The organism is Sorangiineae bacterium MSr11954, assembly GCA_037157815.1.
GTDB classification, from domain to species: domain Bacteria; phylum Myxococcota_A; class Polyangia; order Polyangiales; family Polyangiaceae; genus Pendulispora; species Pendulispora albinea.
Genome location: CP089984.1, coordinates 10,356,541 through 10,376,069, shown reverse-complemented (window position 1 = coordinate 10,376,069; position 19,529 = coordinate 10,356,541). Strand labels below are relative to the sequence as shown.

The window sequence follows — 19,529 nt, the reverse complement described above, 5'->3', positions numbered from 1 at the left end:
CGCGGGGGGGATTCGGCTCTCCGTGTGCTGCGCCGGATCGCCGAACGCACCGTGCGCCGGATCGCCGAACGCAGCGTACGCAGAGTCGGCGTGTGCTGTGCCGGATCGCCGAACGCAGCGCGCGGCGAGTCGGCGTGTGCCGTGCCGGATCGCGGTCTGCTGCGTGCGGCGAGTCGGCGTGTGCCGAGCGACTACTCCGACCGTTGGCCTTCTTGAGGTGCCTCATGGTTGCCGGGCGTCAATTGCAGCCGTTTCAGCTTTCGCCAGAGCGTGGTTCGATGGATCCCGAGCTCGTCCGCCAGCTTTTGCAGTTGGGTACCGCCCCGCGCGAGCCGTTCGCGAATGAGCTGCTGCTCGATCAAGGCGGCGGCCTCGCGCGCCGACGTTTTCCCGGCAGTCGGCCGCACGCTCGTCAGGATCGCATCCTTACGGCGCGGTGCTTCGGCGGGCACGGCGTGGGCCGTGGCGAGCTCCGGCGCGAGGTCGAGCAGCGCAGCCTCCGTCAGCTCGCCCGGGGCGGCCAGCGACAGCACCCGCTCCATCACATTGCGCAGCTCCCGCACATTGCCCGGCCAGGGGTAGCGATCCAGCGCGTGGCGCGCTTCGCGCGAGAACGAAATGCGCGAACCGCGGTCGTGCTGCGCGTGGAATCGTGTGATCAAGGCGTCGCGATCGCCGGGTCGGTCACGCAGCGGGGGCACCTCCACGACGAAGGTCGCGATGCGGAAGTACAGATCCGAGCGGAAGCGCGACATGGCGATTTCTTTGCGCAGATCGCGGTTGGTGGCCGCCACCACGCGAACGTCGATGGCGGTGGGCTTGGAGGCGCCGACGGCGCGAATCGAGCCCTCCTCGAGGGCACGCAGGAGCTTCGCTTGCACCCCCGGGTCCAGCTCCCCGATTTCGTCGAGGAACAGGGTGCCCCGATGCGCCTCGACGAAGGCGCCGCCCGCGTTGGACACCGCCCCCGTGAACGCGCCGCGCACGTGCCCGAAGAGCGCGCTCTCCGCCAGCCCATCGCTGAACGCCGCGCAGTTGACGGCGACGAAAGCCCCCTGCCGCCCGGAGCGCAGGTGCACATGCCGCGCGAGCAGCTCTTTTCCCGAGCCCGTCGGCCCCGTGATCAACACGCTTCCACCGCGTTTGGCCACTTGATCCACCGTATGAAGCGCCTGCTGCAGCGGCGGATCGACGGCGACGAGGCCGCCCGTGTCCGAGCGCGCGCACCGTGTGGCACGCACGACGGCGTTTCGCAGGGCTTGCTCGCCCAACGGCTTTCCGACATCGCGCCCGATGACGATGATCGGCGCGCCATGACGGCTGGTGAGCCGTGTGCGTTCGTTGTCATCCATGGCCTCGTCGACCACGATGAGATCGGCGGGGCGCGATGTGGCCGGTGCCGCGTCGCCCGACGTTAAGCGTTCGGTGCGAAAACGGAGCTCGGCACCTTCGAGTGTGTGTGCAACGGTGTCTCCGAGGGAACCTTCGAGAACGACGAGTGCCTTCATCATCGTGGTGGGTCCAATGGGCGAAGTTTGATTTTTGATCCATCACCGCCTCGCGCCGATCAAGGCGTGTTCGTGCGGTGTGCGCAGAAGAGCCAAGAGCAAGATGGGAGCCAGTTCCCGATGGTGCTTCGAAACGCGTTGCACGGGCCCCGCGACGAAGTCGCAATTTTGGACAGCTGCAACATGTTCACTGTCCAAAAAGTCGACAAACCGCGTTTTCGCCTGGTTTCATTCGTCTTCGGACACGGGCGATCCCAGAGGCTCGACCCAAAAGCGCGCCGCGACCCGAAAGCGCCCCGCGACCCAAAAGCGCGCCGCGATCCGAAAGCGCGCCGCGATCCGAAAGCGCGCGCCGATCAGCTGCGCGGGACTTCCCGCAGCTTGTTGTACAAGGTTTGCCGATTGATCCCGAGCAACGCCGCCGCCTTCGTTCGATTGCCGTTCGTTTGCAACAGCGCCGCATCGATGGCCCGCCGCTCCACCCACTCGAGGCTCGCCGGCAGGCGCACGATGAACGGATCTTCGCCCGCCGCTTGCGCCGACGCCCCGTTCACGGAAGGTTCGTGAACACCGTTCACGGCCACGGGAAGATCCGAGGGCGCAATCCACGGGCCATCGCCCAGGACCACCGCGTGCTCGATGGCATTGCGCAGCTCCCGCACATTCCCAGGCCAAGGGTAGCGGCGAATGGCGGCCAGCGCCTCGGGCGAAAAGCCATCGATGCGCCGGCCGGTGCTGGGGGCGAAATCGAGCAAGATTTGTTGCGCGAGCAACAACAAGTCGTCACCGCGTTCGCGCAGCGGTGGCACGGAGGCGCTGACGACCGAGATGCGAAAGAACAGATCGCTTCGAAAGGTGCCCGCGGTCACCATGGCCTGGAGATCGCGGTTGGTGGCGGCGATGACGCGGGCCTGCAAGGTCACGGAGCGGTTCGAGCCGACCCGCTCGAAGCACTTCTCCTCGAGGACGCGTAGGAGCTTCGCTTGGCTCGCGAGCGGCAGCTCGCCAATTTCGTCGAGCAGCACGGTGCCCCGGCCTGCGCTCTCGAGCGCACCGGGTCGCGCGGCCACGGCACCGGTGAACGCGCCGCGCTCGTGCCCGAACAACTCACTCTCAATGAGGTTGTCTGGAATGGCCGCACAATTGATGACCTTGAGCGGCTCGTCTTTGCGTGAACCGGTTTCGTGGATCAAGCGCGCCACGAAGGTTTTGCCCACCCCTGTCTCGCCGGTGAGGAGCACCACGGTGTCCGACACGGCGAGCTTCGGGATGATGCGCACCAGCCGATCGGCCGCCACCGATGTTCCCAAGAAGGCGTGCGCGCTCCCGACGGCTTGCTGCCGAAATGTCTCCAGCTCCGCTTTGACCGTGCGCAGGGCCGAGATTTGCGCGATGCGCGAGGCGCAGATTTGAACGGCCACCACCAGCAGCCGGCGAAGGAGATCCGTCACCCGATCGGGGGACAACGTGGTCGCGAACGCAATCCATCGCGGCGATGCTCCATGCGCGGGCACCACGAGCTTTACACGGCCCGCGGGGGTGACCGTCTCCAGAACCGCCATGGCATCGCCGTTGCTCGCGCCATTGGTCACGGTATCGTTCGCGCCCGAGAGCACGTTGGAGGGCGCGTCCGTGATTTCGATGGATTCGCAGTCGGCGTGCGCGCGCGCCCAGTTGGCGAGCGCTGATTCGAGCGAGCCCATGTCTTCCGTCGTGGCCAGCGCTTCGTTGAGCGCAAACACGGCTGCGAAGCCGCGCGCGTCGGCGGCTGGGCCGTTCAGCAGCGCGTGTACCATCGTGGAGCCGTAGGACGCGGGCGGTTGCGAGCCGTCGGTGTCGGCTTCGGCCACCAAGAGCACGGTGTTGCCTACTACGAGCGAGTCCCCGACCTTCACCAGCACGTCGAGCGTTTCGCACCCGGCGTGCACGAGCGGGGCGGCGGTGGGGCACACGTGGACGCGCGTTCCGTGCTCGGTCTCCACGATCTGGAAGTGGTGACGGGAAACGGAGCGATCGGGCAAGATCAAGTCGGCGTCGCGCGCGCGACCGACCATCCGCACGCGATGGTCGACGACCATGCGCGCTCCCGCATTCAATCCCTGTGCGACAATGAGATACCTGGTCCGTTGCATCGCACGCCTCGCGGAGATACCTCCCCTTGGTGAGGAGCGCCGTAACCCTTTAACATATGCACTCGCGCGAAATGTAACGAGAGCCGTAGCCCCGAGCCGAAGCGCGCAGTAACACAGCCGTTGTTTGGTAGCACGCTCCAGCTGGCGCGGTGTCTTGACGCACGGACGAGTGCAACGCCATCATCCGTTCCGCGAGTTCAATGCCGACGTCCTTCTCGCGCTCATCGGCTTCAGAACGCGCGTTGGCGCGTCTAGGCTCGGTGATACAACAGAAATATCGAATTGACCGGCTGATCGGGGTTGGCGGGACGGCGGCCGTCTATGCGGCGACGCATCGCAATGGCCACCGCGTGGCCATCAAGTTCCTGCACGAAACATTCTGGAACGATCCGGAGATCGGCCAGCTCTTCAGCCGCGAAGCGTATGTGGCCAATCAGGTGCGCCACCCGGGCAGCGTCCCCGTGCTCGACAACGACATGGATCACGAGGGGTGCCCCTTTCTGATCATGCCGCTGCTCGAGGGGATGACCCTCCGCGAGCGCTGGGAGCGCGCAAGGAACCGTCTGCCGCTCGATGAAGTGATGGTGGTGGTCTCGGATGCGCTCGACGTGCTCGTGAGCGCCCACGCCAAAGGCATCATCCATCGCGACATCAAACCGGACAACCTCTTCATCACCGGCTCGGGCAATGTGCGCGTGCTCGACTTCGGCATCGCCCGCCGCATCAACGGGGAGAGCAGCGCCATCTTTCCAGGCCGGCTGGTGGGCACCCCCGCCTTCATGTCGCCCGAGCAGGCCCTCGGCAACGCCAACGCCGTGGGACCGCACAGCGATTGCTGGGCCATGGGGGCCACGATTTTTACGCTCTTGTCCGGCGAGCTCGTTCACATCTCGGACAACTCGAGCGCCCTGATCGTAGCCGCCGCCACCCAGCGCGCGCGCGCCCTCTCCGACGTGCTGCCCGAGCTCCCGGCGCCCATCGTGCAATTCGTTCGCACGTCGCTGGCGTTCGAGCCGGCGGAGCGATGGCCGTCGGCGCGCGAGATGCGCGAGGCGCTCCACTTGGCGTACGAGGCGGCGTTGGGCCGGTCGCTCGCCTCGGTGGCGGTGCAGGTTCGCGAAGGCTTCGTCGCGGAGCTTTCACCCGACAGCAGCGATCTGCACGAGACGGAGACGCAGCCGATCGATCGCGCCGATCGTACGGATCGCGTCGGTCGCGTTTCGCCGCCCAGCGGAGGTTTTCTGCCCAGCACCGGGCGCATGATGGCGAGCGCACCGTCGAACGGCGCCATCGAGACGCGCCTCAGCGCATCGGGCCGGTGGAAATCGACGCGCACGCAGGGCAGCGTCCGCACCCTCACCACGTCCCTCCCCAAGACGCTTCGGGATGGAGAGGCGGTGAGCAGCGACCGAAAGAACGAGCCCAACCCGGCCCGCTCCGAACCCTCGCGCCGCGTGCTCCGGCTCAAACGACGCCGGCGGCTCTGGGGGGCCGTGGTCGCCGGGATGGCGTTGCCGGGGGTGGTGGCGCTGGCCTTCGTGGTGGCCATGGTGCTGGGGGTGTACGAGCCCGGGATCGGACACCGCCTTAAGGCGCGGCTGCCGCCCGCGGGGGTCGACGATGCGGGAGCATCCGCCGCGCCCACGGCGTCGAGCAACACGGAGGCGGCGCGCGCCCACTTCAACGCGGGCGTTCAAGATTGGCGCGACGCCGTGCCGGGTGCCGCCGAAAAGAGCTTTACGCGTGCGCTGGAGCTCGATCCCAGCCTGGCGGCGGCCCACCTCTATTTGGCCATGATGCCCATGTGGACGGACGACGGGGCGCGCGAGCACCACCACGCGGCGTCCGCCCAACGTGCCCGGCTCGGGCCGCGCGATCTCGCCCTGCTCGATGCGTACGCGCCCGTGGTGGCCATGCCGCCCGATCTGGACACCGCACGCCAGCGCCTCCTCGCGGCGCACGAGGCGTTTCGTTCCGACTGGCTCGTGAGCTTTGCGCTGGCGGATATTCAGATCAAGCGCGGCGAGCTGCAGAACGCGATCGACGTGCTGAACGATCTCTCCGGGCGCGATCCGACGGTGGCCATGGCTTGGGCGGGCAAGGGGTTCGCGTACGGATTGCTCGACGACGTCGCGAGCGCGCGCCGCTCGTTGGAAGAGTGCCTCCACGTCTCGAGCTACGGCGTGAGGTGCCTCGAGACCATCGCCAAGCTCGATGCGCACGAAGGGCGATGCGAGGACACGGAGCGGCACGCGCGCCGGCTGATGGCGCTTCCGTCGCCGAGCAATTTGATGGCCATCCGGCTCGCGAGCGCCATCCACGGCCGGGGCGGAACGATGAGCAGCGTCCACGACGTGCTCGATCGCGCCTGGCCGCTCGCGCCCGAATCGAAGCGCGAGATCGTCCGTCAGCGCTACGAGGCTCAGTTCCTCGTGCTCGCCGGGCAGTTCGAGCCGGCGCGGCGCGCGCTGGATGCGTGGGGCAGGGCCGTCGCGAACGAGGCGTCCGAGTCCGAGCATGCGCGTTTCTCGCAGATGCAATTTCAAATGGCCATCGAGCTCGGAGATCCCTCGCTCGCCGGTCGACTGGCCACCGAGTACCTCGCCAAGCGCGATGCGTGGCTCCCGTCCACCTATTTCGATTGGGAGATCCTGGCGCTGCGGACGCTCTACCTCACCGGTTCGTTGCCGCACGAGGCCTTCGAGACGCGCAGGCAATCCTGGCTGGCGCGCGAGGCCAAACGCTCCCAGCTCCTCAACTCGACCGCGCTGCGGTGGATCGTGGCCTACGCGCTCGCCGTGGGCACCCCCGACGATGCCCGCGAGGCCCTGTCGGTGCTGCCGAGTTATCTTCCGCTCGTCGATTCGCTCACCCGCGACGTCGAGATGGACGACGGTATTGGCACGACCTACCTGCTCGCGGGAGACGTCGAGAAGGCGTTGCCTTACCTCCAGCGGGCCACGCGCTCGTGCGAGGCGGTCCAAGCACCTTTCGAGCATACCCGCGCGCATTTGCACTTGGGGCTCGCGCTCGAGCAGCGAGGTGACGTGGCAGGCGCATGCGCCGCGTACGGCGTCGTCCTGGCGCGATGGGGCGAGGAGCGCCGCAGCGTATCGGCAAAAATGGCGCGCGCGCATCGCTCCTCGTTGCGCTGCCCGGCCCCGTGAGGCCGCAACGAATTGGGTCCCCCCCGTGGGATTGCGCGCGTCGCTCAGGTGTTGGGGTCGGGATCCTCGATCTCGGTCTCGGTGCCGCCCTTGCTGGTGCGGCTGTTGGGGCCGGGATCTTCGATGCGGCTACCATCCTCCGCTTCGTGCTTCTCCGATTCCTGCGGCACCAGCTCTTTCACTTCGGACTTGGAGACCCCTTCATCCGCCTTCTTCGAAGACTCTTCGCGCTTCATTGCAGTTGACCTCTCGGGTGGTTTTATCGTCGTACTTGGGAATCACCGCGTTGCGGCGATTCATGACGCTCTAGAGCAAGATGAACGCCACCCAAAAAGGTCATACGACACCCGCGTAGGGTGTCCGTCGATTTGCCGCGAAGCCACGTATCAGAAAATGTTTCGTGAAAAATGCACTCAAAGCGTCCAAAAAACGGACGCTTCGAGTGTCCAGCTTGTCCAAGAAATCGACGCTCGACCGATCGTGTGCGCGGCGGTCTGTCGTCAGCGCGAGAGCGCATGCAGGAGCGCGCGCGCATCTTCCAAGGTCGGATCGTCGTCGACGGCGCGCTTCAGGAGGAGCAGCGCCTTCTTCGTATCGCCTTGAACGTGGGCGATTTCGCCCAGCCGCTGGTACGCCACGGCGCGCGGGATGGGCGCGCTGCCGCGTAGCATGGTGATGGTGCGCAGCGCCTTGGTGGCCACGTCGTACTGACGGAGCTCCAGGGCGGAGCGCGCGAGCTCGGAGGCCACGAGCCCGTTCTGGCCGTCCATGTCGAGCGCGCTCGAGAGCCACGAGAGCTCGCCCTGGCGATCGCCCACGGTGCGCGCGACCCGCGCGAGGCGCTGGTGCAAGAGCGCCAGATCCCGCGAGCGACGGCCCTTTTGCGCGGCCAGCGTGGTGTGCATCAGCGCGTTGGCCTCGTCGGGGCGTCCGAGCGCGAGCAGCGCGTCGGCCAAGAAGGCGGCGCACTCGATGTCGTTGGGCCGGATGGTCCGCGCCTCCTCCAAGGCGGCGAGCGCGGCCTGCTCTTCGATGCCGCTCTCCAGGAGCACGGCGGCGCCGCGCACCAGGTGCGTGAAGCGCAGATCGTCGTCGAGGGTGGTGCGCGCCTCCGCGAGGCTCATCTCGGCCAGCTCCCGGTGCGCCCCCGTGCGCGCGTACAGCTCGCGGAGCCGCTCCCGCACCTCGGTGTTGGTCGGATCGCTCCGCAGGGCGCGCTCGAGGACGGGGCGCGCGAAGCCCAGCTCGCCCGCCCGCTCGCTGGTGTGCGCCAGCTTCAGCGCCAGCTCGGAGAGCTCCGAGTCGTCGATCATGGCCAGCCGGCGGTAGGTGGCGCTGGCGACGTCCCAGTGCCCGAGGGTCTCTTCCAGCTCGCCCAGGGTGCGGAGCGCTTCGCGGTGGTTTGGATCGCGGGTGAGCAGCTCACCCAGGTGCATCCGCGCCGCGTCGGTGTGGCCGGACTTGGCCAGCAGGTTGACCAGCCGAAGGAGGATGGCCGCCTCTTTGGCCGTGTCGTCCGCGCGGATCGCCTCCTCGCGCAGCCGCGCCAGCTGCATGGTCAGAGGCTCCACGTAGTTGGCCGGATCGAGCGCGAAGGCTCGCTCGAGATCGTAGAGGGCGCCGCCTTGATCGCCGAGCCGCGCGCGAAGCGAGGCGCGGGCGGCCAGCAGCGGGGCGCGCCGCGCGTCTTGATCCGGCAGCGCCGAGGCCGCGCTCGTGAGCTCGGTGGCGGCGGCTTGGTAGAGGCCCGCGTCGGTCAAGGTGGCGATGTGCTCGTCGAAGAGCTCGCGATCGTCGGGCAGCGACGTGCGGGCCTCCTGGAGCAGCTCCGCGGCGCGCGCGGCGTCGCGGAGCTCCGTGCGGTAGAGCGTCGCCGTCTTGCGCAGGCGCGCGGCGCGTTCGGCAGGCTCGCTCTGCGCCATGGCGTCGAGCACCTGCACCTCGGCGAGCTTTTGGGTGTCGCCCCGCTCGCGGTAGATGTGCAGCAGCCGATCGCGCAAGGTGGTGCTCTCCGGGCACGCCTTGAAGCCGACGGCGATGGCGCGCTCGCCGCCCTCGGTGTCCCAGAGCTCTTCGCGCAGGCTCACCAGCTCCAGGGTGAGCTTCTCCGCCTCGGGCCCCGAGGTCAGCGGAATGAGCCGCTCGAGCAGCTCCGCCCGATCCGCCGGCTCGCCGCTCTGGGCGAGCAGACGCGAGATGGCGCGCAGCACCGGCTCGCTCTTCGGATCCCAGTCGAGCGCCGAGTAGTAAATGCCGATGGCCGCCTGCGGATCCTGACGCTCGACGAGGACCCCCAGCCGCGCCGAGAGGGTGGCCACCCGCCGCGAGTCGCCGCGATCCTTGGCGGCGTCGATCTGCTGGTTGAGCAGCTCGGTGAGCTCGTCTTCGCGCCCGTTGGTCTCCAGGATGCCGAGCAGCATCGCGCCCGCCTCTTCGTGCCCGGGCTGCTCTTCGAGGATGCGCCGCAGCTCGAACACCGCGTCGGCCTTGGCCGCGTCGCCCCCGGTGAGGAGGATGCGCGCGCGCTCGAGGCGCATCTCGTTGCGCGGCTCGATCTCGTCGATGGTGTCGGTCACTTGGCCCAAGAGCCGCGCCAGCCGCTCGCTGTCGCCCACCTTGCGGTAAAGCGCGCCGAGGGGCTCCCACACGGTGCGATCGTCCGGCCGCTGCTCGAACAGCCGCTCGTACACCTTGGCCGCGAAGTAGGGATCGCCCAGCCGATCCGCCGCGGTGCGCGCGACGAACATCCGCACCTTGCGCGCCTCCTCCGGATCGGCGTAGTCGGCCGCCTCCAGCCGCAAGGTGAGCCCGTCGCGCAGCTCGTTGCGCGCCTCGGCGCACTCCGCGAGCAAGGTGAGCGCCCAGGCCGCGTGCTCCCGCTCCTCCTCGTTGGCGCGCGCGAGCGACACGTAGCGCCCGAGCAGCTCCTCCACCAGCGCTTTTTCGCCCAGGCTCTGCGCGAGGGAGACGGCCTCGCGGAGCACCGACGTGGGCGTGTCTGGACGCCGGCTCCGGCGCTGGAGCGCGTCGAGCAAGAGCCGCTCTTGCCCGGGGCGCCGGCCCGTCTGCTCGTAGAGGTCGAGGAGCTTGAGGCGATCGGGGTGCGCGTCGATGGCCTTCTCCAGCACCGAGAGCGCGTGCACGTTCTCGGAGTCGAGCGCCAGCGCGCTGGCCAGGAGATCGGTCGCCGCCTCCACCCCGCCGGGGGTCGAGAGGCGCAGCGCCGCCAGCCGCGAGAGCGCGCCCCCGTGCTGCGCGGGGTTCGGGGGCTGGGCCGCGGCCTCCAGCTCCACCAGCCGCGCGAGCACGCGCTCTTGCCCCTCGCGTTTGCCCGCGCGGCCGTACAGGCTCTCGAGCGCGCGCAGGACGTCGCGCGAGTCGCTCTCGAGCTGCTCCGCCTCTTCGTACATGAAGAGCGCGCGCGCGTCGTCTTCGAGCTCGCTGGAGGCGATGCCGCCCAGCCGCAGGTAGAGCGCGCCGGCCAGCTTTTTGTCCTTCGCCGCCGCCGCCTTGGCCAGCCGCGCCAGGGTGTCGACATAGCGGGGGACGGCGTGCGTTCGCTTCGCGAGCTCCAGCATCGCGTCGTGCGCGCTCGGCGAGTCGGGCGCCGCTTCGATGGCGCGCAGCCCGATGCCGAACGCTTCGTCCTCGCGCCCGAGCTTGTTGCCCAGCACGTCGGCCAGCTCGAAGAGGATCGCGGCCTTGCGCTCGGCGCCCGTGTCTTCACGCGGCTCGCCTTCGCGGGCATCGCCGCCTTCGCGGGTATCGCGGCCTTCGCGCGCGTCGCGGTCGGCCCGTTCGAGCTTCATCTCGAGCGCCTTGGCCAAGGCCTTCCACGATTCCCGCGCGCGCAGCGCCCGCTCGAGGCGCGAGGCCTCCACCGGGTGCAAGGTCGCGGCCTCCAGGGCCGACTCCAGGATCTCGTCGGCCCGATCCGTCTGCCCTTGGCGCCGCGCGATCTCGCTCAGCTCGAGCAGCACCTCGGTTCGAACGATGGGGGTCGACTCCTCGGGTTGATCCTGCCTTCGCACCACCGCCAAGAGCGCGCGGTACGAGCGCTCGGCGCGATCGAGCTCGCCGTCGTCGCGCGCGAGCTCGGCCAAGGTGCGCAGGATCTCGGCGTTCGCCGGATCGATGCGCGTGGCCGCCTCGAGCTCGGCCAGCGCGGGGGCGCGATCGCCCGCCAAGAGATCGAGGCGCGCCAGGTGGTAGTGGATCGGCGCGCGCTCCTTGGGCCTCCGCCCTCCGAACGCTTCGATGGCCGCCCGGAGCAGCGCGCGGCCCTCCTGAATGCGCCCGGCGGCGCCCAAGGTGTCGGCCAAGAGCAGCCGGATCGCGCGGTTCTCCGGATCGAGCTCCGCGGCTTGCTCCAAGAGCGGCACCGCCTCGGCGGGCATGTTGCACTTGTGCCAGTAGAGATCCGCGGCCTCGCGGAGCCGCAGGAGCTTCACCTCGTTGCTGTCGGCGTACGCGGCGCCGGTGGCGAGCAGCGCGGCCAGCGGCGCGTACTCGCGGGTCCGCTGGTAGATGGCGCCGAGGTGCGCGCGGAGCTTCTCCTCGCGGGGCTCTTCGGCGACCGCGCTCTCGAGCCGCTCGCGCGCCAAGTCTTCGCGCCCGGCCGACACCAGCGCGTCCGCGAGGCGCAAGGTGACCTGCGCGCGCTCGTCGGGATCGACGTGGTCGCGGAGGAGCACCAAGTACTGCGCCGCCTCGGTCCAGTCTTGCCGCCGCATCGACAGCCGCGCCAGCGCGTCGTACGAGGCCGCGCGCGGCTCGATGGCGACCACGCGGGCGTGGTAGTTGATGGCGGCGTTGGCGTCGTCGAGCTTCTCCTCGGCCACGGCGGCCGCGCGCGCCCAGAAGAGCGAGGCCGCCTCGTTGTCGCCGCCCGCCTCGGCCAGGGCCGCCTGGTCGGCCAAGAGCGCCGTCAGGTCTGCGTGGCGGCTGGCGCGCTGGTACACGTCGACTAGCACGCGCACCGTCTCGTCGTGCCGCGGCTCGTCTTTGAGGTTCGCCTGCAAGGTGGCCACCGCGTCCTCCGGGCGGCCGAGCAGCACCTTGAGCCGCGCGACCTCGAGGCGCAGGGCAGGGTGGGGCGCCGCCGCGAGCTGCTTCTCGCGCAGCTCGAGCAGGTCGGCGTGCCGGCCTTGCTGCTGAAAGAGCTCCGCCAAGGAGGCCGCCGCCGCATGATCCGAAGGATCCTCCGCGAAGAGCGCCTGGAAGAGCGCGATGGCCCGCTCCCGATCGCCCAGCTTGTCCACCGCGATCTTCGCCGCTTGGTGGCGCATGGTGCGGCGGTTGTCGCTGTCGAAGGGCAGCTCCGAGGCCAGCACCAAGAGGTCCACGGTCTTGGCGGCGTCGCCCTCCTCGTCGTAGATGCGGGAGAGCGCCGCGATGGTCCAGCGCACGAACTGCTCCGGATCGGCGGGCGTGCCCGAGGTCACGTCGCGCGGCGGCTCGCGGCCGAACCAGCGCTCGGTGGCGAGCTTCATCAGCCGCTCGAGGATCGATTTGCCGAGCGCCCGATCGGCGATCGAGTCGTTGGCGATCTCCGCGGCCTCGCGCAAGAGCTCGAGGTCGCCGCCCGTCGCCTCCGACAGGCGAAGGAGGCTCTCGACCAGCGGCCGTCCCTTGGCGCGGCGCTGCAGGTTGGCCAGCGACGCGAGGAGCGCCGGGTTCAGCGGATCGTGCACCAGCGCGCGCGCGAGCGCCGCCTCCGCCGCCTCGGGATCGCCGCGCCGATCGCGGTGCCAGGTGGCCACGCGCGCCTCGAGATCGCGCGCCAGGTGCGCGACCAAGTTGGGGCTGCCTGCGATGTTTCGGGTGAGCGAGACGGTCGCCGCGTCCCACGCGGCTGGCGTGGTGGCCACCGACTCCAAGGTCGTCCAGAGCGACTCGTCGAGCGAATGCGTGGCGATGGCGTGCAGCACCGCCGCCCGCGCGGCCGCGTCCCAGCGCATGTTCGGCCCGGCCACGCGAAGAACGGCGCGCACCGCGTCGGTGTCGTGCGGCGTGATCTCCACCGCCTTGGCGTAGGCGGCGAGCGCGCCCTCGGCGTCGTCGAGCCTTCGCTCGAGCGCTTCGCCCAGGTGCTGATGCAGCCGCCCGAGGAGCTCCGCGTCGCGAACGGTCGCCGCCTCCGCGGCTTCGAGCACGCGCCGGTGGGTCTCGACGAACGCCTTCCAGCCGCTGGTGGCCTCCGCCAGCCGGAAGAGATCCGTCTTCAGCTCGAGATCGTGCGGCGCGAGCAAGAACGCGCGCCCCACGAAGCCATACGCGATCACGCGATCGGCGATGCGGTGCTCCCCCAGCCACGCGGCTTCTTTGAGGATGCGCCCGCGCTCCTCGTTCGTCTCGGCCGCCGTCAAGCGATGCTCGGTCAAGTCCAGCGCCGACTGCCACTCGCCGGCGGTGGTGTGCGCGCCGTAGAGGACGCGCACGGCCTCGGCGCGGCTCTCGGCCGTCTTGCCCGAGTCGACGAGCTCGTACAGGCCGTCGAGCGCGCCCGGCTCGCGCGGCGAAGCCTCGAGCGCCGCGCGGTAGTTGGCGATGGCGCGCGGGTGATCGTCGAGGCGCTCGCGGAGCACGTCGCCCAGCTGGCGCAAGAACGTGGCGCGCACCTCGGGATCCTGCGCCCGCTTGGCCGACGACTCGAGCAGCTGCGCCAGATCGGTCCACCGCGCCACGCCGTGGAGCAGACCCGCGAGCGCGCGCGTCCCTTCTTCGGACGGCCCGAAGTCCTCCTCGATGGCGCGCCAGATGGCGATGGCCTCATCGGGCTCCTCGAGCTCCTGGCGGTGGATGCGCGCCAGCGCCACGCGATCGGCGCGCTTTTGTTCCTTGGCGGGCGTGATCGCCGCGCGCCGCGTGAGCGCGTCGATGAGCGGCCGCCAGCGCTTGCCGCGCTCCAGCAGCACGATGAGCCCATCGAGCGCCCCGGCGTCCGTGTCGTCGTGCGCGAGGCGCGCGCCGTACGCGGAGATGGCCCGCTCGTCCTCGCCGAGCTCCGCCGCCAGCTCCGCGGCCGTGCCCAGCGCGATGCGCCGCGCGCGCGGATCCGTCTCCAGCGCGCTCATGCGCTCTAGCACCGTGAGCCGGTCGCTCGGGCGCGACGCGATCAAGAGCAGCGGATCGAGCCGGCGCGTGGCCGCGAGCTGCGTTTCGTTGCCCGCGCCCGGCAGGGCCAGCACTTGCAAGTACAGCGCGATGGCGCGCTCGCCGTCGCCCAGCTTGTCCTCGTGCATGGTCGCCGCGCGCATCAAGAGCTCGACGCGCAGCGCTTCGTCCTTGGTCTGCTCGGCGGCCTTGGCCAGCACCTCGGCCGCGCGATCGAACTGATCGACCCGCTCCGCCAGCGCCGTCAAGCGATCGCGGTGCTCGGCCACCTCCGGCTCGAGCAGCACCAAGGCCACATAGTGCTCCAGCGCGTTCGCGTCGCGCCCCAGCTTGCCGTAGATGGCGGCGATCTCTTTGTGGCCGGCGACGAGCTCCTTGGGGTCCTCCACCGCCTCGAGCTCGACCTCGAGCACCCGCGCAAGATCGGCGTCGCGCCCGGCCTCGACATAGTGCTCCTTGAGCAGCGAGGCCGCGTGCTGGCGCGCCTTGGCGGTGGTGCCCGCGGAGGTGCCCGACTCGCCGGGCCCGGCTCCGACCTGCAACCCCGACGCGGCCTGCAAAATGCGCTCGAGCAGCTCCACCAACTTGAGCCGCTCGGCCGCGCGCGCGTCCCCGGCCTCCGGGAGCGATGCCGATCCGTTCGCCTCGGCCCCGAGGATCCCCTCCACCACCGTGAGGGCGCCGGCCACGTCATCGAGGTGATCGAGCTGCATCCCCGCGATGCGGATGCGGGTGGCGCGCGCCTCGGCAGGGTTCATGGCGGAGAGCTGCCCGTTCAAGAGGCCGATGAGCTCGCGGTGCTTCCCATACCGCTCGTAGAGCCGCTCCAACGACGCGGTGATGCGCGCGTTCTGCGGCTTCAGCGCCAGGAGCTTCTCCAAGTAGAGGATCGCCCGATCCGAGTGGTTGGCGAAGTCTTTCGCGATCTGGGCGGCGTCCTCCAGGAGCTCGACCTGGCGATCGCGCGCCGCCGTTTCGATGGCGCGGTCGTAGAGCGCGAACAGATCGTCCCACTGCTCGCGCGAGTCGAAGAGCAGCTTGAGCCGGTCGAAGGCCCAGGCGGCCGTCGGATCGATGGTGAGCACCCGCTCGAGCAGCGCGATCACGCGCGAGGGATCGTCGAACCACTCCTCGTGGAACGCGACCGCCCGCTGCCCGATCTCGAGCGCGCCGTCCGGCGAGAGGACGCCGCCGAGCACGCGGTAGTAGAGATCGGCCAAGCTGCCGGGGTTCTGCATCTCGCGCGCGAGATCCTCGGCGCGATCCCAGAACGACGCCTCCAGCGGAAATTCTTCCGCCGCCCGCAGGGTCGTCAGGAACGCCGCGTCTTTGCGTCCTTGCGCGTCGTGCGACGCGATGAGGCGCTCGAACCACGCGCGGCGCGTGGTCGTCCCTGCGACCTCGGGGGGTCCTTCGAGCAATGTGTTCACGATGTTGGCACGAACGTCGGAGTCTTCCACGCGATGACTAGCCTTCTCCAAGAGTGCAGCTGCTTCCTGTCCCACCTTCGGTAGACGGAGGAGCCTCCCCGCGAGCCCCAGCGCCTCCGCATCGTCCGGCGCCTCTTCCAAGAGCGCCGCCACGCACCGCAATGCTTCGTCGAGCTGCGTCCCGCGCTCGATCAAGATCGTCGCAATTTCGATGTCGATGGCCCGGCGCGCCGCGCCATCGCTCCGTTCGCGCTGGGCGAACAAGGCGGTGATGGCGCCGCCCACGTCCCCCGTCGCCAAGGTCAATCGCGCCACCGCCGCCGACGCCTCGGTGTTCTCCGGATCGAGCGCCAGCACCCGGCGGTGCACCTCCAGCGCCGCCTCCACGTCGGAGAAGAGCGTCTCCTCCGCCCGCGCCCACGTGACCAGGTGCCCGATCTTTTCATCGCGCTCCGCGTGGTCCGCCCGCCAGGCGAGCAGCCAGCGGCGATCGAGGTTGCGCGCGGGGCTGGCGTCGCCGGCCTCGAGCCACTTGGCGAAGGCGCCCACGGCCGCCGTGCGCCGCGCGGTGTCCCCATCCGCGTCGTCCGCGAGCAGCGCGCGGTACGTCTCCGCCGCGTCGTCCTGGCGCTGCGGATCCTTCGAGAGCACGCGCGCCTTGGAGAGCAAGAGCTCCGCGCGCAGGGCCTTGGCGGATGCGCCCTTGGCCTCCTGCATCGCCGAGTCCACGGCGCGCACGAACCCGGCGATTTCGCCGGACTGCACCGAGAGCCGCTCGAACAGGGCCAAGGTCTCCGCGTGGCTCGGATCGAGCGCGAACGCGCGCGCCACCGCGTCGGCCGCGCCCGAGGGATCGCCCAGCCGATCCGCCAGCACCCGCGCGAGCCGGAGGAGCACGGCGCACCGCGCGTCCGTCGACTTCGCCGCGTCCACCAGGACGGCGTAGAGCTCGGGCAGCGCGCTCCATCGCTCCTCGGCCTCGAGCAGGAGCGCCAGCTCCGCGTTCGCCTCCGCGTCGAGCGGCGCCGCCTTGCGCGCGAGCTCGTAGAAGCGCTGCGCGGACTCGGGCTCGTTCGACCCTTTGGCCACGCGGGCCGCGCGCTTCCACGCATCGACGGCCGCGGGGACGTTGCCCTGGCCCTTGCGCGCCGCACCCAGCCTCCCCAGCGCGGCGATCGCGTCGCGCGGGTCGCCCGCCGAGGACGCGCGGCGCTCGAACGCTTCGGACGAGAGGTTCGCGTCGCCGAGCACCTCCGCCACCCGCTCCACCGAGTCGAGCTCGGTGGCCGTGAGGGCCGGCTCGCCCAAGAGCGCGCGCGCATGAAGGGTCGCGCGCTCCGGCTGCTCGTGAACGGCCGCCGTCTCCGCCAGCTGCGCGCGCACGCGCATCGAGTCGGGGCCTCCGTCGAGTTGGCCCAGGCGCATCTCGAGCAGATCGATGAGCGCCGCCCACTCGCCGACCTCTTCGTAGAGCTCGCACAGCGCCGCGTAGGCGTCGCGATCTTCGGCCTCGAGATCGAGCGCGCTCTTGTAAGCTCGAATCGCCCCGTCCGGATCCTTCAGCTCGTGCCGCGCGATGGCGCCGATGCCGTGCAGGAGGCGGCGCTGCTGCGAGGCGTCGCGCTCGCGCTCCAAGGCGGCGCGGTAGAGCACCAGGCGCTCGTGCGGGTTGCCCTGATCGCGCAAGAGCCCGTCCACCCGCCGCACGATCTCCGTCGCCGAGGGATCGTACTCCAGCGCGCGGCGCAGGAGCCCCAGCGCGCCTTGCACATCGCCGATCTCGGCCAGCGCATCGCCCGCGTGGCGCGCGAGCAAGAGCATCGACTGCGAGTCGACGATCCGGTCGCCCAACGCCCTTCCAAAGATGGTCGCCCGGCGTTTGGCCTCGCCGTCGCCCGCCAAGGTCTGCACGCGCTCCACCCACGCCTCCAGCGGGTGGCCGCTCTGCACCGCCTCGAGCAGGCCGCGCCCCGCGTACTCGATGGCTTGCGCGCGGTGCGTGGTGGAGAGCTCCGCGGCCTGCGCCGCCTCGTCGAGCGCGCTCAGACGATCTTCGGGGTGCGCCCCCAAGGTGGCCCTCACCTCGAGCACCCGCAAGAGCCCGGCGATCGACTCCTCCGCGCGGTACAGGGGCTCCAACGCCTGCGCCGCCGCCACCCGATAATCCCCTGCGGCCAAGAGCTTCTCGAGCGCTTCCCGCGCCGTCTTCTCGCCCGCGTCCGACGCCAGCGCGCGCCGGAACGAATCGATGGCGCCCGGCACGTCGCGCAAGCGTTGGAGCCGCACGAGGCCGGCCTTCGCCAAGGTCGCGCCGCGATCGCTCTCCGGCACCAGGGCCGCGTCGGCCTCCAGCGCCTGCGCCAGCTCCGGCCAGTCGCCGATCTCCTCCAGCAGCGGGATGAACGAGGCGTACACGTCGCGCGATGGGCCGAACCGCTCGATGAGCCTCCGCCACGCGGCGATGGCGCGCCCTTGTGCCTCCGTCGCCGCCTGGCCCGGGCCGGAGAGCGACGACGCCACCGCCGTGAGCGCCTCCGCGGCGCGGATCATCAAGGAGCGCGCCTCGCGCGGCGGCGCCGTGACCGCGCGCTCACCCATCACCCACGCGAGCTCCGTCACCTCGCCCGCGTCCAAATAGAGGCGCTCCAAAGACTCCAGGGCGCGCTCGCGCGATGCGCCCGCCGCTTGCTCGAGCCCCAGGAGCTTGCGCCACGCCACGATGGCGCGCGCCGGATCTTCGAGCGGCCCCATGGCCAGCTCCGCCCACTTCTCGAGCGAGGCGCGGAGCAGCCCTTCGTCGGTCTCCAGCTCCGCCCGCCGCTCGAGCACCGCCCCGAGCTCGCGCAGATCCCCGTCGGCCTCGTAGATGTCCGTGAGCGCCCGCGCCGCGCGGAGCGCTGCGTCGTCCGGCACGCCGGGGGTGGCCAGCACGCTGGCGTACACCGCGCGCGCACGTTTGCGATCGCCGCCCGCCGCGAAGAGCTGCCCGATATCGGCCGTGATGCGCGCCCTCACCGGCGCATCTTTTGCCGTCACCGCCACCTTGGCCAAGGTCTTCGCCGCGTCGAGCTGCCGCCCGAGCGCCACCGCCAGCGCGACATAGCGCTCGCGCAAGGTGTCGCCTGCGGGATCGAGGGTCAGCGCCTGCTCGATCGCGTCGAAGGCGCCAATTTTATTTCCGATCCGGTCTTGCAGCAGGATCCCCAGCCGCCGCAGCACGGCCATCCGCCGCGTGCCGCGCGTGTGCTCGAGCTCGATGCTCAGGTAGCGCGCCACGTCCTGCGGCTTGCCCGACGCTTCGTGCGCGTCGGCCAGGGCCGAGGCCGCGCGCGCCGCCACCCCGCGGATCTCGAGCAAGCGCTCCGCCACGTTGCGCGCCGTCTCGCTCTCCGGATCGAGGGCCAGGAGCGCCTCCACGTGCGGCGTGGATTTTTCGACCTCTTGCAGCTCGTACGCAAAGAGCTCGATGAGCCGCGTGCGCATGCGGCGCGCGCCCTCGGGGGTGGGCTCCGGCTCGAGGTTCAGACCCTGCTCGAGCAGCCGCACCTCTTCGCGCGAGCGCCCGAGCGCCGCGAAGTATTCGACCAGCTTCAGGCGCGACGTCTCGTCGGGCGCGTCGAGGCGCAGTACCTGCTGCAAAAGTTCGATGATGCGGTCCGAAGGGCCCTTCGACTGCTCCAGCATGTGCACCGCGCGCCGGAGAAGCTGCGCCTGGTCGACCCTCCCGCGGTGCTGCGCCGTGTTGATGTAGAGCTCCGCCAGCCCTTTGTAATCGCGCCGCGCAATGAGCTTCGACTCCAGCCGCTCGAAGGCGCCGAGGTGCGCGGGGTACGCCGTCAGCGCCCGCTGCAAATAAGCCATCGCGCCCAACTCGTCACCGAACGCGGTGAAGAAGTTGGATGCATTATACATGAATTCGGCGTTGGCCGCGGGCGGGAGGCTCTTGACCCGACGGTCCTGAACGAACGACTCGTACGCGAACGCCAGCTCCGACATGCGGTTGTCTCGCTGCGCGGCGTCGTGCAGCTTGGCCCACAAGTCGGGCTGCAGCGCGTTCTTCGCGAGCCCGAAGACCAAGGCTTCGAGCACCTCGTTCTCGCTTTCGAGCTTCGAATCGAGCGAGGCGATGGCGGGAGGAGGAATGGAACCACGCTGGCGAGGCGATTCGGGCGGCAT

General features: G+C 70.1%; 5 protein-coding genes. 1 reads left to right on the top strand and 4 read right to left on the bottom strand.

Translation table 11 applies throughout. The features are described 5' to 3' along the window. Positions 1-191: 191 nt before the first annotated feature. Both LZC94_40530 and LZC94_40525 read right to left on the bottom strand, forming a co-directional pair. Positions 192-1,511 carry a sigma 54-interacting transcriptional regulator gene (locus tag LZC94_40530; protein WXB14105.1) on the bottom strand — a complete coding sequence of 440 codons (1,320 nt, stop codon included), beginning with the start codon at positions 1,509-1,511 and terminating at the stop codon, positions 192-194. 353 nt (positions 1,512-1,864) lie between these two features. Continuing rightward, positions 1,865-3,586, bottom strand: coding sequence for a sigma 54-interacting transcriptional regulator (locus LZC94_40525; protein WXB14104.1), 1,722 nt, complete (start codon positions 3,584-3,586; stop codon positions 1,865-1,867). Between the two features lie 314 nt (positions 3,587-3,900). Between LZC94_40525 and LZC94_40520 the strand changes: the two genes are divergently transcribed. Beyond that, on the top strand, positions 3,901-6,807 hold the full coding sequence (locus LZC94_40520; GenBank protein ID WXB14103.1) for a protein kinase: 2,907 nt from the start codon (positions 3,901-3,903) through the stop codon (positions 6,805-6,807). Positions 6,808-6,851: 44 nt separating this feature from the next. Here the strand turns inward: LZC94_40520 and LZC94_40515 are convergent, their stop codons facing one another. Further along, complete coding sequence (locus LZC94_40515) at positions 6,852-7,043, bottom strand: hypothetical protein (protein WXB14102.1); 192 nt, start codon at positions 7,041-7,043, stop codon at positions 6,852-6,854. A gap of 264 nt (positions 7,044-7,307) precedes the next feature. After that, complete coding sequence (locus tag LZC94_40510) at positions 7,308-19,529, bottom strand: tetratricopeptide repeat protein (GenBank protein WXB14101.1); 12,222 nt, start codon at positions 19,527-19,529, stop codon at positions 7,308-7,310.